Source organism: Marinobacter sp. es.048, from assembly GCF_900188435.1.
GTDB lineage: Bacteria > Pseudomonadota > Gammaproteobacteria > Pseudomonadales > Oleiphilaceae > Marinobacter.
This window is the reverse complement of record NZ_FYFA01000001.1, coordinates 1,311,404-1,328,601: the sequence shown is the minus strand read 5'-3', so window position 1 is coordinate 1,328,601 and position 17,198 is coordinate 1,311,404. Positions and strand designations below refer to the sequence as shown.

19 protein-coding genes are annotated in these 17,198 nt (G+C 56.7%); 9 read left to right on the top strand and 10 right to left on the bottom strand.

Going from position 1 to position 17,198, the window contains the following annotated elements:
* Positions 1-2: 2 nt before the first annotated feature.
* On the bottom strand, positions 3-1,691 hold the full coding sequence (locus CFT65_RS06110; protein WP_088827089.1) for an HAD family hydrolase: 1,689 nt from the start codon (positions 1,689-1,691) through the stop codon (positions 3-5).
* A gap of 126 nt (positions 1,692-1,817) precedes the next feature.
* Between CFT65_RS06110 and CFT65_RS06105 the strand changes: the two genes are divergently transcribed.
* From CFT65_RS06105 to CFT65_RS06090, 4 genes are all read left to right on the top strand, one after another.
* The gene (locus tag CFT65_RS06105; RefSeq protein WP_088827088.1) at positions 1,818-2,657 is read left to right on the top strand and encodes a cytochrome c oxidase assembly protein; all 840 of its coding nucleotides are present in this window, start codon (positions 1,818-1,820) and stop codon (positions 2,655-2,657) included.
* Positions 2,654-3,250 carry an SCO family protein gene (locus CFT65_RS06100; RefSeq protein WP_088827087.1) on the top strand — a complete coding sequence of 199 codons (597 nt, stop codon included), beginning with the start codon at positions 2,654-2,656 and terminating at the stop codon, positions 3,248-3,250. The genes CFT65_RS06105 and CFT65_RS06100 overlap by 4 nt, the downstream gene beginning before the upstream one ends.
* Before the next feature lie 85 nt (positions 3,251-3,335).
* Complete coding sequence (locus CFT65_RS19435; RefSeq protein ID WP_088827086.1) at positions 3,336-3,482, top strand: DUF2256 domain-containing protein; 147 nt, start codon at positions 3,336-3,338, stop codon at positions 3,480-3,482.
* The gene (locus tag CFT65_RS06090) at positions 3,479-4,996 is read left to right on the top strand and encodes an FAD-binding domain-containing protein (RefSeq protein ID WP_088827085.1); all 1,518 of its coding nucleotides are present in this window, start codon (positions 3,479-3,481) and stop codon (positions 4,994-4,996) included. Before CFT65_RS19435 ends, CFT65_RS06090 begins: the two co-directional genes overlap by 4 nt.
* Here the strand turns inward: CFT65_RS06090 and CFT65_RS06085 are convergent, their stop codons facing one another.
* The 7 genes from CFT65_RS06085 to CFT65_RS06055 all read right to left on the bottom strand — a co-directional run bounded on the left by CFT65_RS06085 (position 4,997) and on the right by CFT65_RS06055 (position 11,162).
* A complete protein-coding gene (locus CFT65_RS06085; protein WP_088828170.1) occupies positions 4,997-5,461 on the bottom strand; it encodes a universal stress protein in 465 nt (154 codons plus the stop codon). It lies immediately after the preceding gene.
* Complete coding sequence (locus CFT65_RS06080) at positions 5,433-7,052, bottom strand: BCCT family transporter (protein WP_088827084.1); 1,620 nt, start codon at positions 7,050-7,052, stop codon at positions 5,433-5,435. The genes CFT65_RS06085 and CFT65_RS06080 overlap by 29 nt, the downstream gene beginning before the upstream one ends.
* 78 nt (positions 7,053-7,130) lie before the next feature.
* Positions 7,131-7,622 carry a hypothetical protein gene (locus CFT65_RS06075; protein ID WP_228705784.1) on the bottom strand — a complete coding sequence of 164 codons (492 nt, stop codon included), beginning with the start codon at positions 7,620-7,622 and terminating at the stop codon, positions 7,131-7,133.
* Between the two features lie 161 nt (positions 7,623-7,783).
* Complete coding sequence (locus CFT65_RS06070) at positions 7,784-8,011, bottom strand: hypothetical protein (protein WP_088827082.1); 228 nt, start codon at positions 8,009-8,011, stop codon at positions 7,784-7,786.
* 75 nt (positions 8,012-8,086) lie between these two features.
* Positions 8,087-8,833 (bottom strand): copper resistance protein B, encoded by a 747-nt coding sequence (locus tag CFT65_RS06065; protein ID WP_088827081.1) that lies wholly within the window; start codon positions 8,831-8,833, stop codon positions 8,087-8,089.
* Positions 8,830-10,539, bottom strand: a complete 1,710-nt coding sequence (locus CFT65_RS06060) for a copper resistance system multicopper oxidase (RefSeq protein ID WP_088827080.1) — start codon at positions 10,537-10,539, stop codon at positions 8,830-8,832. Before CFT65_RS06060 ends, CFT65_RS06065 begins: the two co-directional genes overlap by 4 nt.
* 95 nt (positions 10,540-10,634) lie before the next feature.
* Entirely contained in the window at positions 10,635-11,162 is a 528-nt protein-coding gene (locus CFT65_RS06055) for a cupredoxin domain-containing protein (RefSeq protein WP_088827079.1), read from the bottom strand.
* A 201-nt stretch (positions 11,163-11,363) separates the two neighbouring features.
* Between CFT65_RS06055 and CFT65_RS06050 the strand changes: the two genes are divergently transcribed.
* The 4 genes from CFT65_RS06050 (at position 11,364) to CFT65_RS06035 (ending at position 14,565) form a co-directional block, all read left to right on the top strand.
* Positions 11,364-12,029 (top strand): response regulator transcription factor, encoded by a 666-nt coding sequence (locus CFT65_RS06050; protein WP_088827078.1) that lies wholly within the window; start codon positions 11,364-11,366, stop codon positions 12,027-12,029.
* Entirely contained in the window at positions 12,016-13,410 is a 1,395-nt protein-coding gene (locus CFT65_RS06045; RefSeq protein ID WP_088827077.1) for a sensor histidine kinase, read from the top strand. The genes CFT65_RS06050 and CFT65_RS06045 overlap by 14 nt, the downstream gene beginning before the upstream one ends.
* Positions 13,367-13,825: a Cd(II)/Pb(II)-responsive transcriptional regulator gene (gene cadR, locus CFT65_RS06040; RefSeq protein WP_088827076.1), complete on the top strand. Its 459-nt coding sequence runs from the start codon at positions 13,367-13,369 to the stop codon at positions 13,823-13,825. Before CFT65_RS06045 ends, cadR begins: the two co-directional genes overlap by 44 nt.
* 86 nt (positions 13,826-13,911) lie before the next feature.
* Positions 13,912-14,565 (top strand): cation transporter, encoded by a 654-nt coding sequence (locus CFT65_RS06035; RefSeq protein ID WP_088827075.1) that lies wholly within the window; start codon positions 13,912-13,914, stop codon positions 14,563-14,565.
* On the opposite strand, the gene CFT65_RS06030 is transcribed toward CFT65_RS06035, so the two are convergent.
* Positions 14,562-15,479: an AEC family transporter gene (locus tag CFT65_RS06030; RefSeq protein WP_088827074.1), complete on the bottom strand. Its 918-nt coding sequence runs from the start codon at positions 15,477-15,479 to the stop codon at positions 14,562-14,564. The genes CFT65_RS06035 and CFT65_RS06030 overlap by 4 nt on opposite strands.
* Positions 15,480-15,652: 173 nt before the next feature.
* Here CFT65_RS06030 and CFT65_RS06025 point away from each other — a divergent pair, with 173 nt between their 5' ends.
* Entirely contained in the window at positions 15,653-16,360 is a 708-nt protein-coding gene (locus tag CFT65_RS06025; protein ID WP_088827073.1) for a Crp/Fnr family transcriptional regulator, read from the top strand.
* Positions 16,361-16,453: 93 nt separating this feature from the next.
* Here CFT65_RS06025 and wrbA read toward each other — a convergent pair whose 3' ends face one another.
* Complete coding sequence (wrbA, locus tag CFT65_RS06020) at positions 16,454-17,053, bottom strand: NAD(P)H:quinone oxidoreductase (RefSeq protein WP_088827072.1); 600 nt, start codon at positions 17,051-17,053, stop codon at positions 16,454-16,456.
* Between the last annotated feature and the right edge of the window lie 145 nt (positions 17,054-17,198).

Sequence of the window (17,198 nt, the reverse complement as noted above, 5' to 3'; positions counted from 1 at the left end):
CCTTATGGCGGCCCCACTTCGCAGGCCAACACGAGAGCCCAGAACTCCGAGAAATCATTAACCACCACATCCGGCTTGTCCGGGTGTTTGTGGGTGCCGGGGAAAATCTTGTTCAGCCAGGGTAAATCCCACTGGGCCCCGTTGAAAAACACCGAGGTCAGGCCCGCTCGTTTTGCAGCGATCACATCGGTGGTGCTGTCGCCCACGTACCAGACGCTCGGGTCCGGAGGATAATCCAGTTTCTGAACCGCCAGCAGAAGCTGATCCGGATGGGGTTTGCGCAGGGGCGTGTCGTCGCCGCAGACGTCGACATCAAAAAGATGGGTCCAGCCGGTGTCTTCCACGGCCGCCAGTTCATGCTCGAAAAACTCGCGATCCCGGTTGGTAATGACACCCACCTGGATGCCCATGCGCCTCAATCCGTCCAGAACTTCGCGCACCTTCGGTTCATAGGCTTTTACGGTTCCGTAGTGTTTTCGATAGTGGTGATTAAACGCCTGGTGGGCGATCTGTTTGGCTTCCTGATCGTCTCCGAACAGCACCTCGAAGATATCGGTTCGGGAAATTTTCCGGTCCGCTTTCACTTTTGGATGCAACTTCGCAAACTCCCGGACATACGCAACCAGCTTCACATCTTCCGGGGTTTTGCTGTCTTCCGGCGCCACCATACGGTCCATCAAGTTCAGCTTGTGAAAATCCGGCAGCATGTCATCCACCGCGTGGTACATGGCGTCCAGAGTATCCACCAGTGTGGCGTGCCAGTCGAACAGGATGACCGCAGGGCGAATGAGCTTGACGACTGCCGGGTGCCAGTCCGGCTCGATCCTTGGCTCCGGGCGCGGGGGTGGCGGGAAAGGCCGCGGCCGAACTTCTGCCGGCGCCTGCTCAAAGGCTTCCGGCTGGTTCCGCTCGAGCAGGGCCAGCAGATCCAGCAGGTCCTCAAAACTGTCCAGAATGGCCGCAGGCGCGTCTCTATGAGAAAACCAACTGTCGATTCGGCCGGATTCCCAACAGGCACCATTGTAGAACACGCCGGACACGCCGGCCTTGTTGGCGGTGAGCATGTCGACATAACTGTCACCGACATACCAGGCTCTTTCATCCGCTGGCAAGTCGAGCTTCTCGAGCGCTTTGAGAATCACCTCGGGGTCAGGTTTGTACTCGGTTACGTCATCGGCACACACTGTGGCATCAAACAGTTTCCGCCACCGGCCCTCATCCACCGTTTGAAGCTCCCGGTCCAGAAACTCCCGGTTCCGATTGGTGGATACCGCCAGCCGGATACCCATGGCTTTCAGGGATGAAAGGTATTCGTAGGCACCAGGCTGGAACGGCTTTACCTGACCGAAGTATCGCCGATAGGCCTCGTTATAGGCCTTGTGGGCGATCAGTTTGGCTTCTTTGTCATCGCCGAAGATGGCATTAAAAATGTCTGTCCGCGATACTCGGCGTTCCGCCAGAATACGCGGATGCAGGCGCCGGAAAATACGGATGTAACGCACCAGGCGCGCGTCGTCTGCCGTGCGGCATTTATCCTCCGGCAGCAGCCGTTCCACCAGACCCAGGTCCTCGAGCTGCGGCAACATGTCCTCCATGGCACTGAACATGGCATCGTGGGTGTCTACCAGCGTGCCGTGCCAGTCAAAGATCAGCACCGACGGCGCTGAAATGGAATCGCAGAATCGGGCCATGCCCCGCCTCCATCAGAAGTTTCCTGAAGCCGGCCTTGAAATCCGCCGCCGGGCCGGCAAAACTCGACGGTACTGACAAGAAAGATAAACCCGGTTTCCACTGCGTGCACGCATCGAGTCTGATCCATGCCAGTATCGAGCTACCTGCTGCCCTACGATTTTTCGCCTCTGACCCTGCTCAGTTACATGCTGGTGCTCGGGTTCTATGGTGTTGCGCTGCTGAGAATGCCAGAGCAAGACCGGCCGGGATCGGGCCGGATCGTCACTTTTACGCTCGGGGTCATGCTCTGCTATGCAGTGATGCAGACCCGCTTTGACTACTACTCCCAGTACATGTTTTTCGTCCATCGGGGGCAGCATCTGATTCTTCACCACCTGGGGCCCATTCTGATTGCGCTGTCCAATCCGCTGCCCGTGATGCGATTCTGGTATCAGAAGATGTCACCGCCGGTGCGTTACTGGCTGCAGCCGCTGGGCTGGATTTACCGGATCCTGCAGCAACCCCTCATCGCCTCGGTTCTGTTCGTGGGGCTGATCTATTTCTGGCTCTGGCCGCCCATCCATTTTGACGCCATGCTCAGCCGGCAGCTCTACTGGATCATGAACTGGAGCATGCTACTGGATGGCCTGCTGTTCTGGTGGCTGATCTTCGATCCCCGCAGTCCTGCAGTCACAAATGCGCTTGGCTACGGAAAACGTATCCTGCTGCTGGCGTTGGTGGCGATACCCCAGATGATTCTTGGCGCCTGGATCGTGTTTTCCAGGGGCATGGTGTATGACGTCTACGAAGTCTGCGGCCGGGCATGGCCCATGCCTCCGGAAACGGACCAGTTGCTGGGCGGCCTGCTGACCTGGATTCCCCCGGCCATGATGAGCATCGTAGGCATCCTGATTGTGCTTCGCCGGGCCATGCATGAAGATGGCAAATTCCCGAAAAGACGCTCTCTGGCGGGAGGTAACGCATGAGCAGAATACGGCTACTCTGGCTGATTTTCGTGGCACTGATGTTCACCGGCTGCGCCGGAAATGAAAAAGGCTGGCATGGCAAGGACATCTCAGGCCTGATGCCCGAGCTTGAGTTCAAGCTCGAGGGCACCGATGGGAATACCGTGACCCCGGCTGACTCACGAGGCACCATTCGGCTGCTCTACTTCGGCTTCACCTCCTGCCCGGATGTTTGTCCGACCACGCTGACCGATCTTCGCCGGTCCGTTCGGCAACTGCCCGAAGAGTACCGGGACGATGTAACAACCCTGTTCGTCAGCGTTGACCCGCGCAGGGATACCCCGGAACGCCTCGGCAGCTACGTGGATTTTTTCGGTGATCGGGTTGTTGGCATGACAGCGGAAGAGCCCGCGCTTCGAGAGCTCACCAAACGCTATCGAACAACCTTCGGTTACGACAAGCCCGACGCCAGTGGCAACTACAACGTCTCCCACAGCAGCGCCGTTTATGTGTTCGATCGCAGTGGCAACGCCCGGCTGCTGCTACGCCCCGGCCTGTCGCCCGAGCAGATCAGTGAAGATCTGGCCCAACTTGCCCGGGAATCAAACTCCTGAGTCCCGTACCTCGCGCCGCCCTGGGCGTTGATCCCGCCCTGCGGGGCAGACGTAGAAAGCCATACATCCCGAACGGAAGAGCCTGGTGCCCCACAAAAAACTCAATCTCCCGGAGAAAATCTGCCCGGTTTGCCAGCGCCCCTTTGCCTGGCGCAAAAAATGGGCGAAAGACTGGGACAACGTCCGCTATTGCAGTGAACGCTGCCGACGAGACAGGAATCCACAGCCATGACGACCTTGGTCTGGTTCAAACGCGATCTGCGTACCCGGGATCATGCACCCCTTGTGGCAGCAGCCAGTCTGGACGAATCGGTGATACCGCTGTATGTCATCGAGGACGAGTACTGGCAACTGCCGGACACCAGCGGTCGACAGTGGGCGTTTATCAGGGACTCTCTGGACGATCTGGATCGACAGCTGCGAAAGGCCGGTAGCCAGCTGCTGGTGATGCGAGGGTCAGTAATCGATGCGCTGAAGCAGCTTCGGACCCATCACGGCATCAACCGGATATTCTGCCATCAGGAAACCGGCGGACAATGGACCTTCGAGCGTGACAAGGCGGTCATTGGCTGGTGCTCGGAGAACCAGGTGGAATTCCGGGAGTGGAACCAGTTCGGTGTGGTTCGACGCCTGAGTGACCGGGATGTCTGGGACAGGGCCTGGACCGAGCTGATGCGGCAACCAGTGCTCGAGGCTCCGGCTGCAATCCCGAAATCGGCCACCCTTCAGGCCGTTTCCACTGGCAACACTGGCCAGGGCTTCGCAGTGCCTGATGAGTGTCCGGACCGCCAGATTGGCGGCAGTGCGAGAGGCGAAAAGCTTCTCGCCTCTTTCCTGGATCGCCGCTGCGTCGGCTACCAGTTCAACATTTCCAGCCCGAATACTGCGGTCTGGGCCTGCTCGCGCCTGAGCCCCCATATCGCCTATGGCACCGTCAGCCTGAGGGAAATCTACCAGCAGGCAAAGGCTACCGGCAATCACCGCAATACCCTGCCCCGGAAAAAGAAAAGCCTGACCAGTTTCCGGTCCCGGCTGCACTGGCACTGCCACTTCATCCAGAAACTGGAGGACGAACCGGACCTGGAATTCCGGGCGATGCACCGTGAAATGGAGGCACTGAAAGCGGGGCCCAATGATACCGAACGGCTGCAGCGCTGGCGGGAAGGCCAGACCGGCTGGCCTCTGGTGGACGCCAGCATGCGCGCTCTCAGCCATAGCGGCTGGATCAACTTCCGGATGAGGGCCATGCTGATGGCAATCGCCAGCTATCAGCTGTGGCTACACTGGCGCGATCCGGCCCTTCATCTTGCCCAGCTGTTTACCGATTTCGAGCCGGGCATTCACTACTCCCAGACCCAGATGCAGTCCGGCCTGACCGGCATCAACGCCTTGAGAATCTACAACCCGGTGTTGCAGAGCCAGAAACTGGACCCGGACGGTGAGTTTATCCGGCAGTGGCTACCGGAACTGGCCGGCGTGCCCAGAGAAATGATCCACACACCCTGGTTGATGACACCGGTCCAGAAAGAGCGTTACGGCGGCAACACCTACATCTCGCCGGTGTGTGATCACGAGCAGGCCGCCCGGGTCGCTCGCAAGGCGGTTGGCGACTTTCGCAAGCAGCAGGTCAGCCAGGAAGAAACCCGGCGGGTTCTGAATCGCCATGGCAGCCGCAAAGGTCTCGTTCAGAAGCGACCCAAAGTGCAATCTGAAACCCATTCTGATCAGTTGTCGCTCTTCGACTAGTCAGTCGCTGTGCTCTTCCCGTGCCTCCGGCTCGGCCTTTTCCAGCGACGGCAGTACCAGTACCGAACAAGGGGCATTCACCGAGACGTACTCAACAGTGGCCCGGCGCAGTGGCCAGTGCCCGCTGCTGCCACGGGATATAAGCAACAGCAAGTCGGCACATAGTTGACCGGCCAGACCCACCAGTTTTTCGCCCGTGTTTCCTGCAACAACATGAAGGCTCGCATTGCGGTTCAGGGGTAGATATTTTCGAACGAGAAGATCCAGCACTTCCCGGACCTCGGCCTCTTTCTGCTCCGGAGACTCCTCCGTTACATGTGGGAAGAACCCCGCGCCGCCGGGGCTGTAGACACTGGCCAAGTGGAGTTCACCATCTTCGGCCAGCAAATCCATGGCGGCCTCCAGGGCCCGCTTGCCCTCGCCGTCGTCCTCAGGATCAATTGCGATCAACAGTTTCCGATACATAGTCTTTCTCCTGTGTGGTTTCGGGGATGGCTTCCACCTCCGGGAAGGCCCGTCCCCGAACCAGTTCGCTCATGCTGTAGCCTCGATAATCTGCCCGAAGCGCCTTGAAAAGGGCCACCGCCATGAAAATCAGCAAAATGCAGAAAGGCAAACCCAGCGAGGTAATCACGTTCTGCAAGGCGTCCAGCCCGCCAGCCAGCAAAAGGGTAGCAGCAATAACCCCCTGCGCTGCCGCCCAAAATATGCGTTGGCGCACCAGCGACGGTTGGTCATCCCGGCGAGTCAGCATATCGATTACCAGGGAGGCAGAATCGGACGACGTCGTAAAGAAAATGACGATGATGACAACACTTAGCGCAGATGCCACGTCGGCAAACGGAAAAGCCTCAAGGAAGGCAAAAATTGCCACGGAAGGATCCTGCTGCACCTGCTCTGCCAGCGCAATCTGACCCGTCATTTCCACCTGGATGGCCGATAAACCGAAGATCCCGAACCACACCAGCGTAAAGGCCGTGGGGGCAAACAGCACACCCGCAACAAACTCGCGGATGGTCCGACCCCGGGAAATCCGGGCAATGAAAATGCCTACATAGGGCGCCCAGGAGATAGTCCAGGCCCAGTAGAACAGCGTCCACTGCCGTTGCCAGTCAGTCTCCCGAAAGGTCTCGGTCCAGAATGCCAGCCACGGCAGCGCGTCAAAATAGTTCCCGACGCCCTGAACCATACCCTCGGCAATAAATACCGTGGGCCCGACAGCAAGCACAAACGCAAGCAGGGCCATGGCCAGTAAAATGTTGAGCTGGGATAGCCGGCGAACGCCCTTATCCAGACCCAAGGCCACCGAGGTGGCCGCGATGCTGGTGATGACCGCGATAAGCAGGACCTGAATCACGCCGGTGGAGGGCGTCCCAAACAGATAGTTCAGTCCACTGTTCAATTGCAGAGTCCCGAGCCCCAGAGAGGTTGCCACACCAAATAGAGTGCCTAGGACAGCTATGACATCGACGGCCCAACCCCAGGGACCAAACGCGCGCTTTCCGAGGATAGGATAAAACAGACTGCTGATCCGCATGGGCAAGTTGTGACGGTAGGCGAAGTAACCTATCGCCAGCCCCGGCATGGCAAAGATGGTCCAGGTATGCAGGCCAAAGTGGTAGAGCGCGATGGTCATGGCATCACTGGCCGCCCGCTCCGACCCCGACTTCACGCCCTCAAAAGGCGGGTTGGCAAAATGGGACACCGGCTCTGCCACACCCCAGAACATGAGTATAGTGCCGATACCCGCGGCGAACAGCATGGTGAACCAGGTCAGGTTGGAATAATCAGGACGGCTGTCATCCGCGCCGAGACGGATATTGCCATAACGACTGACCGCTAGCCCAAGCAGAAATATCAGCAGGGCGCTGACGGCGAGAATATAAAACCAGCCAAGGTTTCGGGCTACCCAGCCAGTGAGCAGTTCGAAACTGTTTGCGACGACCTGATCAAACGGGACGGCCAAAGCGACAAAAAAGGTCGCTATCCCGGCCGAAGTGAAAAACACCCCCGGTATGGTCTGCAGTCCCAATCGGCGTTGCAGCCGCTCCAGCACGTAAGCCTCCGCTTATTCATAAAGAATCCACAAGCGGCCTTACGCTACCACACCAAAGCTACCGTTGCGGGACGGAGATCAATTCTGGTTCAGTTGCCGCTGATGCTGGAGCATCTGTTCCATCATGAGCTGCATCTGGTTCATGCGGTTCTCCATCATTTCCAGGCGCTGCTCGCTATCCATCCCGGGACCACCGGACCGATTCCCCTGAGCATTGCCAGGCTGCCTCTTGCCCTGCCCCTGGTTATTCATCATTCCCTGATTATTCATCATGCTCTGATTGTTGCCCATCATTCCTGGCCCCATCATGCCGCCACGCATCATCTGCATATGCTCCTGCATGTACTCCATGTGCTGTTGGCGCAGCCGCTGACGTTCAGCATTGGAATCAGCGTTCCGCATTTCCTGCATCATTGCCTGCATGCGGGCCATATTTTCATTCATCTGCTGCATTTGTTCCTGGTTCATCATGCCACCGCCGGGCATTTTCCCGGCATTGCCCTGAGCGAGGGCAATAGCAGGCAAAGCGACAAAAACGGAACAGGCAACGAAACGACTTAATCTGTTCATGAGATCCTCCTTATTGGCTGCAACAATGTGCATCACCATGAGTAAAGACCATGAAACTGAATCGAAGCTGAAAAATAGCCAATCACTTGCCCTTAAGCAGTCTCATGTTGATCTGTGTCATCTACAGGCCCAAGACGTTTTCCTTTCGCCTGCCTTACAACCTACTCCCTGTGTTCATTCGATTTGTCCGCAGGCCAAGCCGCGAACGCCAGAAAATAGAGTAGAAACAGATTTGCCAGCGGCACAAGTATGAGAATCCCCATCCAGCCCGGATAACCCGCGCGCTGGCATATGCGCCATGCCGGGATCACCACTACGATGGCTATGACCAACATCCACAGCCAGTGCCCTGCCCACATGGTATTGCCAAACATGTCGTTCCCCATCATGGTCCTCGTCTCCATCCATTTTTCAAAAGTCTGAAAGCGAGTCCAGAGCCATAGCCGGACCCACAGTAGGAAAGATCAAAAGGCCATTCGCGCGCCAATCACGGCAAACCAGTCTTCTGTGCTTCCACCCTCGGCTTCCGCCAGATCTGCGGTATCGCCGTATTTTCGTTCATGCACCACACCCACGTATGGCGAGAAGGCCCGGTCAATCAGGTCGTAACTCAACCTGAGGCCGGTTTCGGTGGAGCTCAGTCCCTTGCCCAGGCCAATTTCCCGATCCTCACTGAATGCCACGGTGGCATCGAGGGCCGCCGAGAGAATCAGGTGATTGGTCAACAGCAGCTCGTACTCGGCATCGAACTCGGCAGAGGTGTCGCCCTCGTCACTGACGTACAGGCTTGCATCCACTTCAAACCACTGCGGTGCCAGACCGGTAAGACCAAGAACAGCATAGGTACGATCCGGGCCCTCGGGGGTATCGAATCGGATGCCTGCCTTGGCATCGAAGAACTTGGAGATGGGAGTCTGTGCCACCAGCTGGTTTTCCAGACTCTCATATGCCTGCTCCTCGATTTCGTACTCACCCTTAGTCAGCCACCGAAATCTCAATTTGTCGGTGCCGTAGAAAATATCGGCGTTCCAGACACCAAGCTCTTCATTGGCGTCGCTGTAACGATACTCGAACTCCTCGAACTGGACGCCCCAGGTTGTCAGGGCCTGCTTCCGGGCGGTGGTGTCCTCCATCATTTCCTGAGCTGCTGCCGTGGTCGGCAACAGCAGTGAACTCAAGAGCCCCAGAGTCATGACTCGGACACAGCTCATGCCTCACCTCCCTTGCCAGCATCAGAGTCGGTTTTGGCCTGCGTCGTGTCGGGTCCGCCCTCGACAATCACTTTCCGGAACATGCCTGCAGCTGCGTGATAGGAAAGGTGGCAATGGAAGGCCCACTGTCCAGGCTCGTCCACTTCGGTTTCCATATACACCGTGGTACCGGGCTGGACGCTGATGGTGTGCTTGATGGGGTTCCACTGATCGGCGCCCACATCCAGGATGGACCACATGCCGTGCAGATGCATGGGGTGGGTCATCATGGTTTCGTTCACGAATTTGAAGCGTACGCGCTCTCCATATTGGAGGCGGATGGGATCCGCATCTTCGTATTTAACGCCGTTAATGCTCCAGGTGTAACGCTCCATGTTGCCGGTAAGCTTGAGTTCGATCTCGCGGGTCGGCTCGCGGTCTTCATACAGTGGATTCTGCGCCCTGAGGTCTGCGTAAGAGAGGAACTTACCACCGTTGGCGGCCACAGGCACAATACCACTACCCTTGGCGTAGAACGGATCACTGGCCCCACCTTCAGTCATCATCATGGCGCTGTGATCCATACCTGCCATGTTTGAATGATCCATACTTCCCATGGCAGAGTGATCCATATCCGCCATATCACCGGATCCGCCCATGTCCATGCTTCCGTGATCCATTCCGTGCATGCCAGCCATATCGGCCATGGTCAGGCGCGCCGGCTCTCGCAATTCGGGCACTACGCCTTCCATACCCTCTTCCGGAGCCAGAGTTGCCCTGGCAAATCCGGAACGGCCCATAGACTCTGCAAAGATGGTGTACGCCTGCTCATCCCGGGGACGGACGATGACATCATAGGTTTCCGCAACGCCGATGCGGAATTCGTCCACATTGACGGGCTGAACATTGTTGCCGTCGGCCTGAACCACGGTCATATTCAAGCCGGGAATACGGATATCAAAGTAGGTCATCGCCGAGGAGTTGATGAAACGCAGCCGAATTCTTTCTCCGGGCTCGAAAATCCCGGTCCAGTTCTGCTCCGGGCCTTTGCCGTTGATCAGTGCCGTAAATCCCTGCAAATCCTCAACATCCGCCTTCATCATGCGCATGCTGCCCCAGTCCATACGATCCTTCAGGGTATTCATGAAACCGTGCTCGGAAGCATCCGAGAAGAACTCGCCCACGGTCTGCTGTTGACGGTTGTAGTAATCGGGCATCATTTTCAGGTTGCGCATGATGCGGTCACCGGAGTGAGGATGTTTATCTGTCAGCTGAACCACGTACTCACGGTCATAGCGGAACGGCTCACGCCCCTCGGGTTCGATAACAATCGCACCATAGGCGCCGTCCGGCTCCTGGAAGCCGGAATGGCTATGAAACCAGTAAGTGCCGGCCTGTTGAATGGGAAAACGATAGGTAAAGGTTTCACCAGGCTGGATTCCCGGGAAACTGATTCCGGGCACGCCATCCTGCTGATAGGGCAGGATAAGTCCGTGCCAATGGATAGAGGTCATTTCGTCGAGGTTGTTGGTGACATTGATGGTCACATCTTCGCCCTGTTTGAAACGCAGAACGGGCCCCGGGGATTCCCCGTTATAGCCAATGCCCTCTTTGATAAATTCGCCGGTATCAATCTGAACCCGATCCACTGTCAGGTTGTATTCACCAGCCAAGCCGAGGGCCGGCATCAGCAGGGCCGCAAGGCCTGCCAGAAAGGTTTTCTTCATGGTTGACTACTCTTAAACAACGTCGTTGTCTGGGCAGACGGCGACGGCGCGGAACTCGATCCCGCACCCTGACCGCCTGATCAATCTGGAAGGTATCAGTTGAAATCCACGTCCCCGTACATACCGGCCTGGTAATGCCCCGGCACATTGCAGGCAAATTCGATATTGCCCTGCTCCGAGAGCTTCCAGACGATCTCTGACTTCTTGCCTGGTTCCAGAAGAACACTGTTGGGATCATCGTGTTTCATGGAGTGGCCGTCGCCCATATCCATATTCATCATGTCGTGATTAAGCGTGCCGCCCTGAATCACGCCATGCTCAACCATCATCTTCATCTCTTCCTGATGAGCCTCATGCATGTCGGGGGTTCCGATGTTGAACTCGTGAACAAGGTTGCCTTTGTTTTCAACAACAAAACGAACCGTTTCGCCCGGGTTCACCTCAATGGACTCTGGTTCGTAGTAGTTGTCATGCATTTCGACGTTAATGGTTCGGCTAACTTCAGAGGCTTTGCCGGGTTCGCCACTGCCACCACCATGACCACCGCTGTGTGCTCCGGCCGCAAAAGCCGTTGCTGACATGGACATGGCTGCGGCGGCGACCAGAAATGCGGATGCGTTCATCTTGTATACTCCTGTGGAATAATGTGAATCAGTGTACAAATGGCTTGCTTTTAAAGTTGAGCAATATCCAGAAACAGGGAATACCATCGCCCACCAACCTGAATCCTTTCTGAAAATGACCAATTATTTAGTGTTCAGGCAGAATTCAGTAAAAACAGGGATACTGGCGCGTCGCAAATTACACTCTGGAAGGACAGGCCCATGCGTTTACTGCTCGTCGAAGATGACCGATTATTGGCAGACGGTTTAACCGGTCAGCTGGAAAAAGCGGGCTTCAGCGTGGATTCAACGTTTACCGTCAAAGAGGCGTTAATTCTGGCCGAGCAGGAGGATTACCGCGCAGTGGTCCTGGATTTGGGGCTACCTGATGGCAATGGCCTGGATGTTCTCCGCAACTGGCGTATGAACCGGGCCAGCTTTCCGGTGTTGATCCTGACCGCCAGGGGAGACTGGCAGGACAAGGTAAATGGCCTGAAAGCCGGGGCGGACGATTACCTGGCCAAACCATTCCAGACCGAAGAGCTGATCGCACGCCTCAACGCCATCATTCGCCGAAGCGAGGGCCGGGTTCATTCTCTGGTAAAGGCTGGAAATTTCGAACTGGACGAGAATCGCCAGAGCCTGAAACTTGCCGATGGCACAGAGCACAGCCTCACCGGGACTGAGTTCCGGCTATTGCGCTGCCTGATGAGTCGGCCAGGGCATGTTTTCTCCAAAGAGCAGCTCATGGAGCAGCTGTATAATCTGAATGACAACCCCAGCGAAAACGTTATTGAGGCCTACATCCGGAGACTCCGAAAACTGGTAGGCGCAGACACCATTGCGACGCGACGTGGCCAGGGATATTTGTTCAATGACCTGGTTTAAAAAGCCGGTATCCGTCAGAGGAACACTTCTGGCATTGCTACTACCGGCGGGCATCGTCCTGATGGGACTCGCATGGCTGGTGCATGGCCTGCTGCTGGACCGGATGTCATGGGAATTTGTCGAAACCCGGCTGAAGGACGAAGTCGCCTTTCTGGAACACCAGATCCGCGATTCCAATGGCCAGCTCGACACACTGCAGACCGGTGATTATTTCCAGGAAGTCTTTCACCACGCGTTCGCCATCCATTCCTCAGCCCGGACCCTGATCTCCCCGGAAAGCTGGGCCCCCCTGCTCGTGCCCCTTCTGGAATCCGATGAAGATGGCGCCCTGCGCGTCAGCGGCGCGGATATCGCCGAAGCACCGTCTGATATTCTTGCCTACCGCAAGTCCTTTCGTGTGGGCGACAGCTCCATCGTGGTGATCGTTTCTGAAGACCTTGGCGCATTGAAGCGCAGTCAGGCAGAGCTGCATGCATGGACGGCGATTGTTTCCCTGTTACTTATCCTGCTTCTGGTTGCAGTGCTTTGGCTGGGCATTACGCTTTCGATGCGCCCCGTCGTCAACCTCAAGGCGGCCTTAAAACGGCTTCAGGATGGCGAGATTGCGCGCATTGAAGTCAAAGCCCCTGAAGAGTTTCACCCTCTCGTTCTGCAACTCAACCAGTTGCTTGACTCCCTGGACCAACGGCTGGAACGTTCCCGGGATGCCCTGGCCAACCTCTCCCACAGCGTCAAGACGCCTATCGCTGCCGTCCGGCAAATCCTTGAGGATGAGGACCGTCCGCTGACAAGCGACCTGCGACAACAGATGGCCTCGAGGCTTGATGATATCGACAGGCAACTTGAGGCAGAAATGCGTCGGAGCCGTTTCGCCGGGCCGCAGATTGGCAAAAGCGCCTATCCCCTGAAGCAGGCCAGGGACCTTCTGTGGATGCTCGGCCGGCTATATCCGGCGAAGTCCTTTGAAATGTCCACCGAGCTGACCGAGGAAAGGCGCTGGCCCATTGAGGAACACGACCTGAATGAGGTTTTGGGCAATCTTCTGGACAATGCCGGCAAATGGTCCGCCCGATTCGTTGAGCTCAGTCTGAAAGAGGACGTGAACGGACTCACCATTTCCGTTGAGGACGATGGTCCGGGTGCTCCTCCCGACGCACTGCCGACCCTCGGCACCCGCGGCCTGCGTCTGGACGAACAAACCCCGGGGCATGGACTGGGGCTGGCCATCGCGCGGGAGATCACCGAACGCTATGGTGGTACCCTGAACTTCAGCACGGGCTCGATCGGAGGGCTTAAAGCAACGGTTTGTTTTCCGGGAACCAGCGGGGGTAAAAACAGTGAAAATCGGCGAACTCGCAAAAAAAACGGCCATTCCCGTTGAAACCATCCGCTACTACGAGAAAATCGGCTTGCTGCCGGAACCAGACAGGGACAGCAGTGGCTACCGCTCGTACCGCAATGCCCATCTGGACCGCCTTCTTTTTATCAAACGTTGCCGCAACCTGGACATGGCCCAGGACGAGATCCGTGAGCTGATCCGGCTGGCCGAGCAACCGGAAGCGGATTGCAGCGAAGTGGACGCACTGCTGGCCCAGCATCTCTTGCATGTTCGCGAGAGACTGCGGGAACTGGCCAGCCTGGAACAAACTCTGGTCAGCCTCCAGAAAGCCTGTGCTGACGGTGGCACTGTCCGTGAATGCGGTATTTTAGGCGGGCTCAGTGCAGAGCTCGGGGCACTGGAAGACGAGCCCTCTCACAACCATGTACCCGGCACCCATGGCCCCGGGCAGAACTGACCGGCCTGAAAAATTTCGGCAATGACCGTTGACCCTGTAGTTACTACAGGGTTTTTAATAAGACTATCCGAACCAAGGAGGTCTCTATGGCGTGCAGTTGTTCCGCCCCCGAACCCAAATCCCCTGCCCCGGGCTTTCGCAAGGCTTTATGGATCGCCCTATGGGTGAACCTGGCCATGTTTGTGGTAGAAGGGCTGGCCAGTCTCTCATCCGGCTCCGTCTCGCTGATGGCAGATGCCATCGATTTCTTTGGCGACAGCGCCAACTACATTCTGTCTCTCACAGTCCTCTCCATGGGCATGCTCTGGCGCGGACGCGCGGCCATGGTGAAAGGTATCACCATGACAGTGTTCGGCCTGGTGGTCTGGGCCAGGGCAGTCTGGGTGGTGCAAGCGGGCATTACGCCGGAGCCGCTGACCATGGGGGCCGTCGGTCTGCTGGCTCTTGTCGCCAACGTGAGCGTCGCTGCAATACTGTTCAAATTCCGTGAAGGGGATTCCGACATGCGCTCGGTCTGGCTATGCAGCCGGAACGATGCCATCAGCAACATCGCTGTTATGGTAGCCGCACTCGGTGTGTTCGGTACCGGAACTGCCTGGCCCGACCTGATCGTTGCCGCGATCATGGGCACGCTGGCGATAACAGCCGGTATCAGCGTGGTGCGCCACGCCCGCAGTGACATTGCAGAAGCCAGAGCCTGCGACGTCGAACCGGCGCCGGCAACCTCACAGAATCGTTAAAACGCCAGGGAAATCATCACCGGGATAAACGCCAGAGCAAACAGGGTGGTGAGCAGCACCGTACCCGCCGCCTGCCTTGGCGAGGTATCCAGCAAGGTGGCGATGACCACGGTATTGGCGGCAATCGGCGTGATTGAAATCAGGAACATGGCTTTGTGCACTACCGGCTCATAAATACCGAGAAGCGTTGAATCGACCCACCAGAACACAATAGCCACCAGAGGCCAGATCACGAACTTCCCGAAAAACGCCAACGCCGTAAAACGAACGTTGCCTGCCAACCCGCGAAAGCTGGTGATGCTCATACCGATGATCATCATTCCCAGAATGCTGTAAGCCCCCCGCAGGTTATCAAACAGCGGCACGAATATATCCGGAATTCCGACCCCCACCAGATTCAGGCCCACTGCCGCCAGAAAGGCGTACACGGAGGGAAGCTTAAGTACCCGCCAGAGTGCATTCTTGATACTGTAACGCCCCCTCGCGGCAAGATAAAAACCCACGGAATTTTCAAACAGCGTGGTGCCCAGCATGCACACGATGTAAAGGCCCAGCCCCTCTTCCCCGAACAGCAAGAGTGCCACCGGAACGCCGAAGTAACCGGTATTCCCGGAGCCTACACAGAGGGGAATGATGTTGGCGCTACCATCGGTGAGAATTTTCTTTGCCAGTTTTAGCTGCACGATCCCCAGAACAGATGAGATTCCAAAAACAATAAACGGCAACAGGATGACTTCCGGCGACAACGGCGCTGCCATAACCCCCGAAAACACCACCGACGGTGTAACGATATAGAGCATGATGCCGGCGATATGACGCCCACTGGCCTCAAGATAGCGACCAGCGACCCAGCCCAGGGCGACCGTCACATAGAGCGGAATAAGCTTGGAGAAAAGGGCAAGGGCTGCAGCCATCCGGACTCCGTGAGGCAAGGGTAAACTTCCAGCAACAGGTGCCGGAGTCTACCACTGAACTTTTGTCAGTTCTCGATATCGGCTCAGTGAAGAAGCCTTAATGATTTAAGTCATTTCAAAAGATACTTCTCTGATACCATAATTGACCTGACACTCATTACAGGGTCAACGTCATGAACAGCATCTTCAGGCCAGACGTTTCCTCCGCCCCGTGCATGTTGGGAGAAAACAACCCGGAGATTATCCAGCAGGATGCGGCGCCGGAGTCGGCGGCCCTGCTGAATGGTCTCAGCCGGGTTTTCGGTATTCGTCTGGCAGGGCATGAAAATGATCCGGACGCACGGTTTCTGGCAGACCTCGCCCGCCTTTTTCATCTTTGTCGGGTTGACTCCGAAACCGCGCTGGAAAAACACGACAGACCCTGGGCAAACGTTTATCTGGTTCAGTACGGCATACTTCGACTGTTCCGGGAAGCACCCAGCGGCAAGGTGGCCGTGCACCACTTCTTTTCCGAGGGCGATATGGTCTGGCCAGTTTTTGGCCGTAGCCGGACCGTACGAAACACCCTTTGCCTGACCTCAGTAACGCCGGTAACCGCCTGGGTTGCTGACTTCGCTGCGTTCCGGTCCGCGATCCAGTCTCACGGTGAAGGGCTCTGGCCGCAGTTTGCACTTGCCCTGACGGAAGAAATTGCTGAGCTGACCAGCATGAGAGAATTCCGCAAGCACACTATGCCGGCACGAGAACGTTACATCTTATTGCTTGAAGAATACCCGGAGCTGGTAAAACGGGTGCCGGATAACCAACTGGCATCATGGCTCGGTGTTGTGCCAGCGACCTTCTCCCGTCTGAAAACCGCGACTGCGAAGAGCCGGCCCTGAGACAGGGAGCAACCGGGACAAAGCATAAAAAAGGGCAGCAAACTCTCGCCTGCTGCCCAAAAAACGCTCAACGCTTTGCTAAAAACCTCAGTTTCATCCGTGCAGTTTGACTGCCAGTTCAGCAACGTGCTTGCCCTGGAAGCGGGCAATGGCCATTTCCTTCTCGCTGGGCTGGCGTGAACCATCACCACCGGCGATTGTCGAGGCACCGTATGGTGTCCCACCGTTCATTTCAGAAATATCGAAAAACTCAGGAATGCCATAGCCCAAGGGCACAATCACCATGCCGTGGTGGGCCAGGGTGGTCCAGAATGAACTGATGGTATGTTCCTGACCGCCACCAGTGCCGGTGGAGGTGAACACGCTCGCAACCTTGCCGTGAAGTTTGCCTTCAAACCAAAGTTTCCCTGTTTGATCAAGAAAGTTACGCATCTGGCCAGCCATGTTCCCGAACCGGGTCGGTGTGCCGAAGATAATTGCATCGTAATCGGCCAGCTCTGACGGGTCAGCAACAGGAGCCTCCTGCTCCGCTTTGCCACCAGCACTCAGGAATGCCTGATCTGCCATGGTTTCCGGCACCCGCTTGATCGTGACCTCAGCCCCGTCGATATCCTTGGCGCCTTCTGCAATCGTATTCGCCATCGTTTCAATATGGCCGTACATCGAATAATAAAGAACGAGTACTTTTGCCATCGGGAGAACCTCCTCTGTCTTTGATCGGATATACGCATGCTAGCCAGCAGCAGACTCGAGAGAAATCGGAAGTTTTCCGACAGGTTATTCAGTTTTTCTGAACAGGCGCACAGGATGGTCACTATCGGCCATTGCGTACACATGT

What these genes read in the sequence shown, in the direction of transcription:
- CFT65_RS06110 (WP_088827089.1), bottom strand. Translation starts at nt 1,691, where the DNA reads ATGGCCCGATTCTGCGATTCCATTTCAGCGCCGTCGGTGCTGATCTTT.
- CFT65_RS06105 (WP_088827088.1), top strand. Translation starts at nt 1,818, where the DNA reads ATGCCAGTATCGAGCTACCTGCTGCCCTACGATTTTTCGCCTCTGACC.
- CFT65_RS06100 (WP_088827087.1), top strand. Translation starts at nt 2,654, where the DNA reads ATGAGCAGAATACGGCTACTCTGGCTGATTTTCGTGGCACTGATGTTC.
- CFT65_RS06090 (WP_088827085.1), top strand. Translation starts at nt 3,479, where the DNA reads ATGACGACCTTGGTCTGGTTCAAACGCGATCTGCGTACCCGGGATCAT.
- CFT65_RS06085 (WP_088828170.1), bottom strand. Translation starts at nt 5,461, where the DNA reads ATGTATCGGAAACTGTTGATCGCAATTGATCCTGAGGACGACGGCGAG.
- CFT65_RS06075 (WP_228705784.1), bottom strand. Translation starts at nt 7,622, where the DNA reads ATGAACAGATTAAGTCGTTTCGTTGCCTGTTCCGTTTTTGTCGCTTTG.
- CFT65_RS06070 (WP_088827082.1), bottom strand. Translation starts at nt 8,011, where the DNA reads ATGATGGGGAACGACATGTTTGGCAATACCATGTGGGCAGGGCACTGG.
- CFT65_RS06065 (WP_088827081.1), bottom strand. Translation starts at nt 8,833, where the DNA reads ATGAGCTGTGTCCGAGTCATGACTCTGGGGCTCTTGAGTTCACTGCTG.
- CFT65_RS06060 (WP_088827080.1), bottom strand. Translation starts at nt 10,539, where the DNA reads ATGAAGAAAACCTTTCTGGCAGGCCTTGCGGCCCTGCTGATGCCGGCC.
- CFT65_RS06055 (WP_088827079.1), bottom strand. Translation starts at nt 11,162, where the DNA reads ATGAACGCATCCGCATTTCTGGTCGCCGCCGCAGCCATGTCCATGTCA.
- CFT65_RS06050 (WP_088827078.1), top strand. Translation starts at nt 11,364, where the DNA reads ATGCGTTTACTGCTCGTCGAAGATGACCGATTATTGGCAGACGGTTTA.
- CFT65_RS06045 (WP_088827077.1), top strand. Translation starts at nt 12,016, where the DNA reads ATGACCTGGTTTAAAAAGCCGGTATCCGTCAGAGGAACACTTCTGGCA.
- CFT65_RS06035 (WP_088827075.1), top strand. Translation starts at nt 13,912, where the DNA reads ATGGCGTGCAGTTGTTCCGCCCCCGAACCCAAATCCCCTGCCCCGGGC.
- CFT65_RS06030 (WP_088827074.1), bottom strand. Translation starts at nt 15,479, where the DNA reads ATGGCTGCAGCCCTTGCCCTTTTCTCCAAGCTTATTCCGCTCTATGTG.
- CFT65_RS06025 (WP_088827073.1), top strand. Translation starts at nt 15,653, where the DNA reads ATGAACAGCATCTTCAGGCCAGACGTTTCCTCCGCCCCGTGCATGTTG.
- wrbA (WP_088827072.1), bottom strand. Translation starts at nt 17,053, where the DNA reads ATGGCAAAAGTACTCGTTCTTTATTATTCGATGTACGGCCATATTGAA.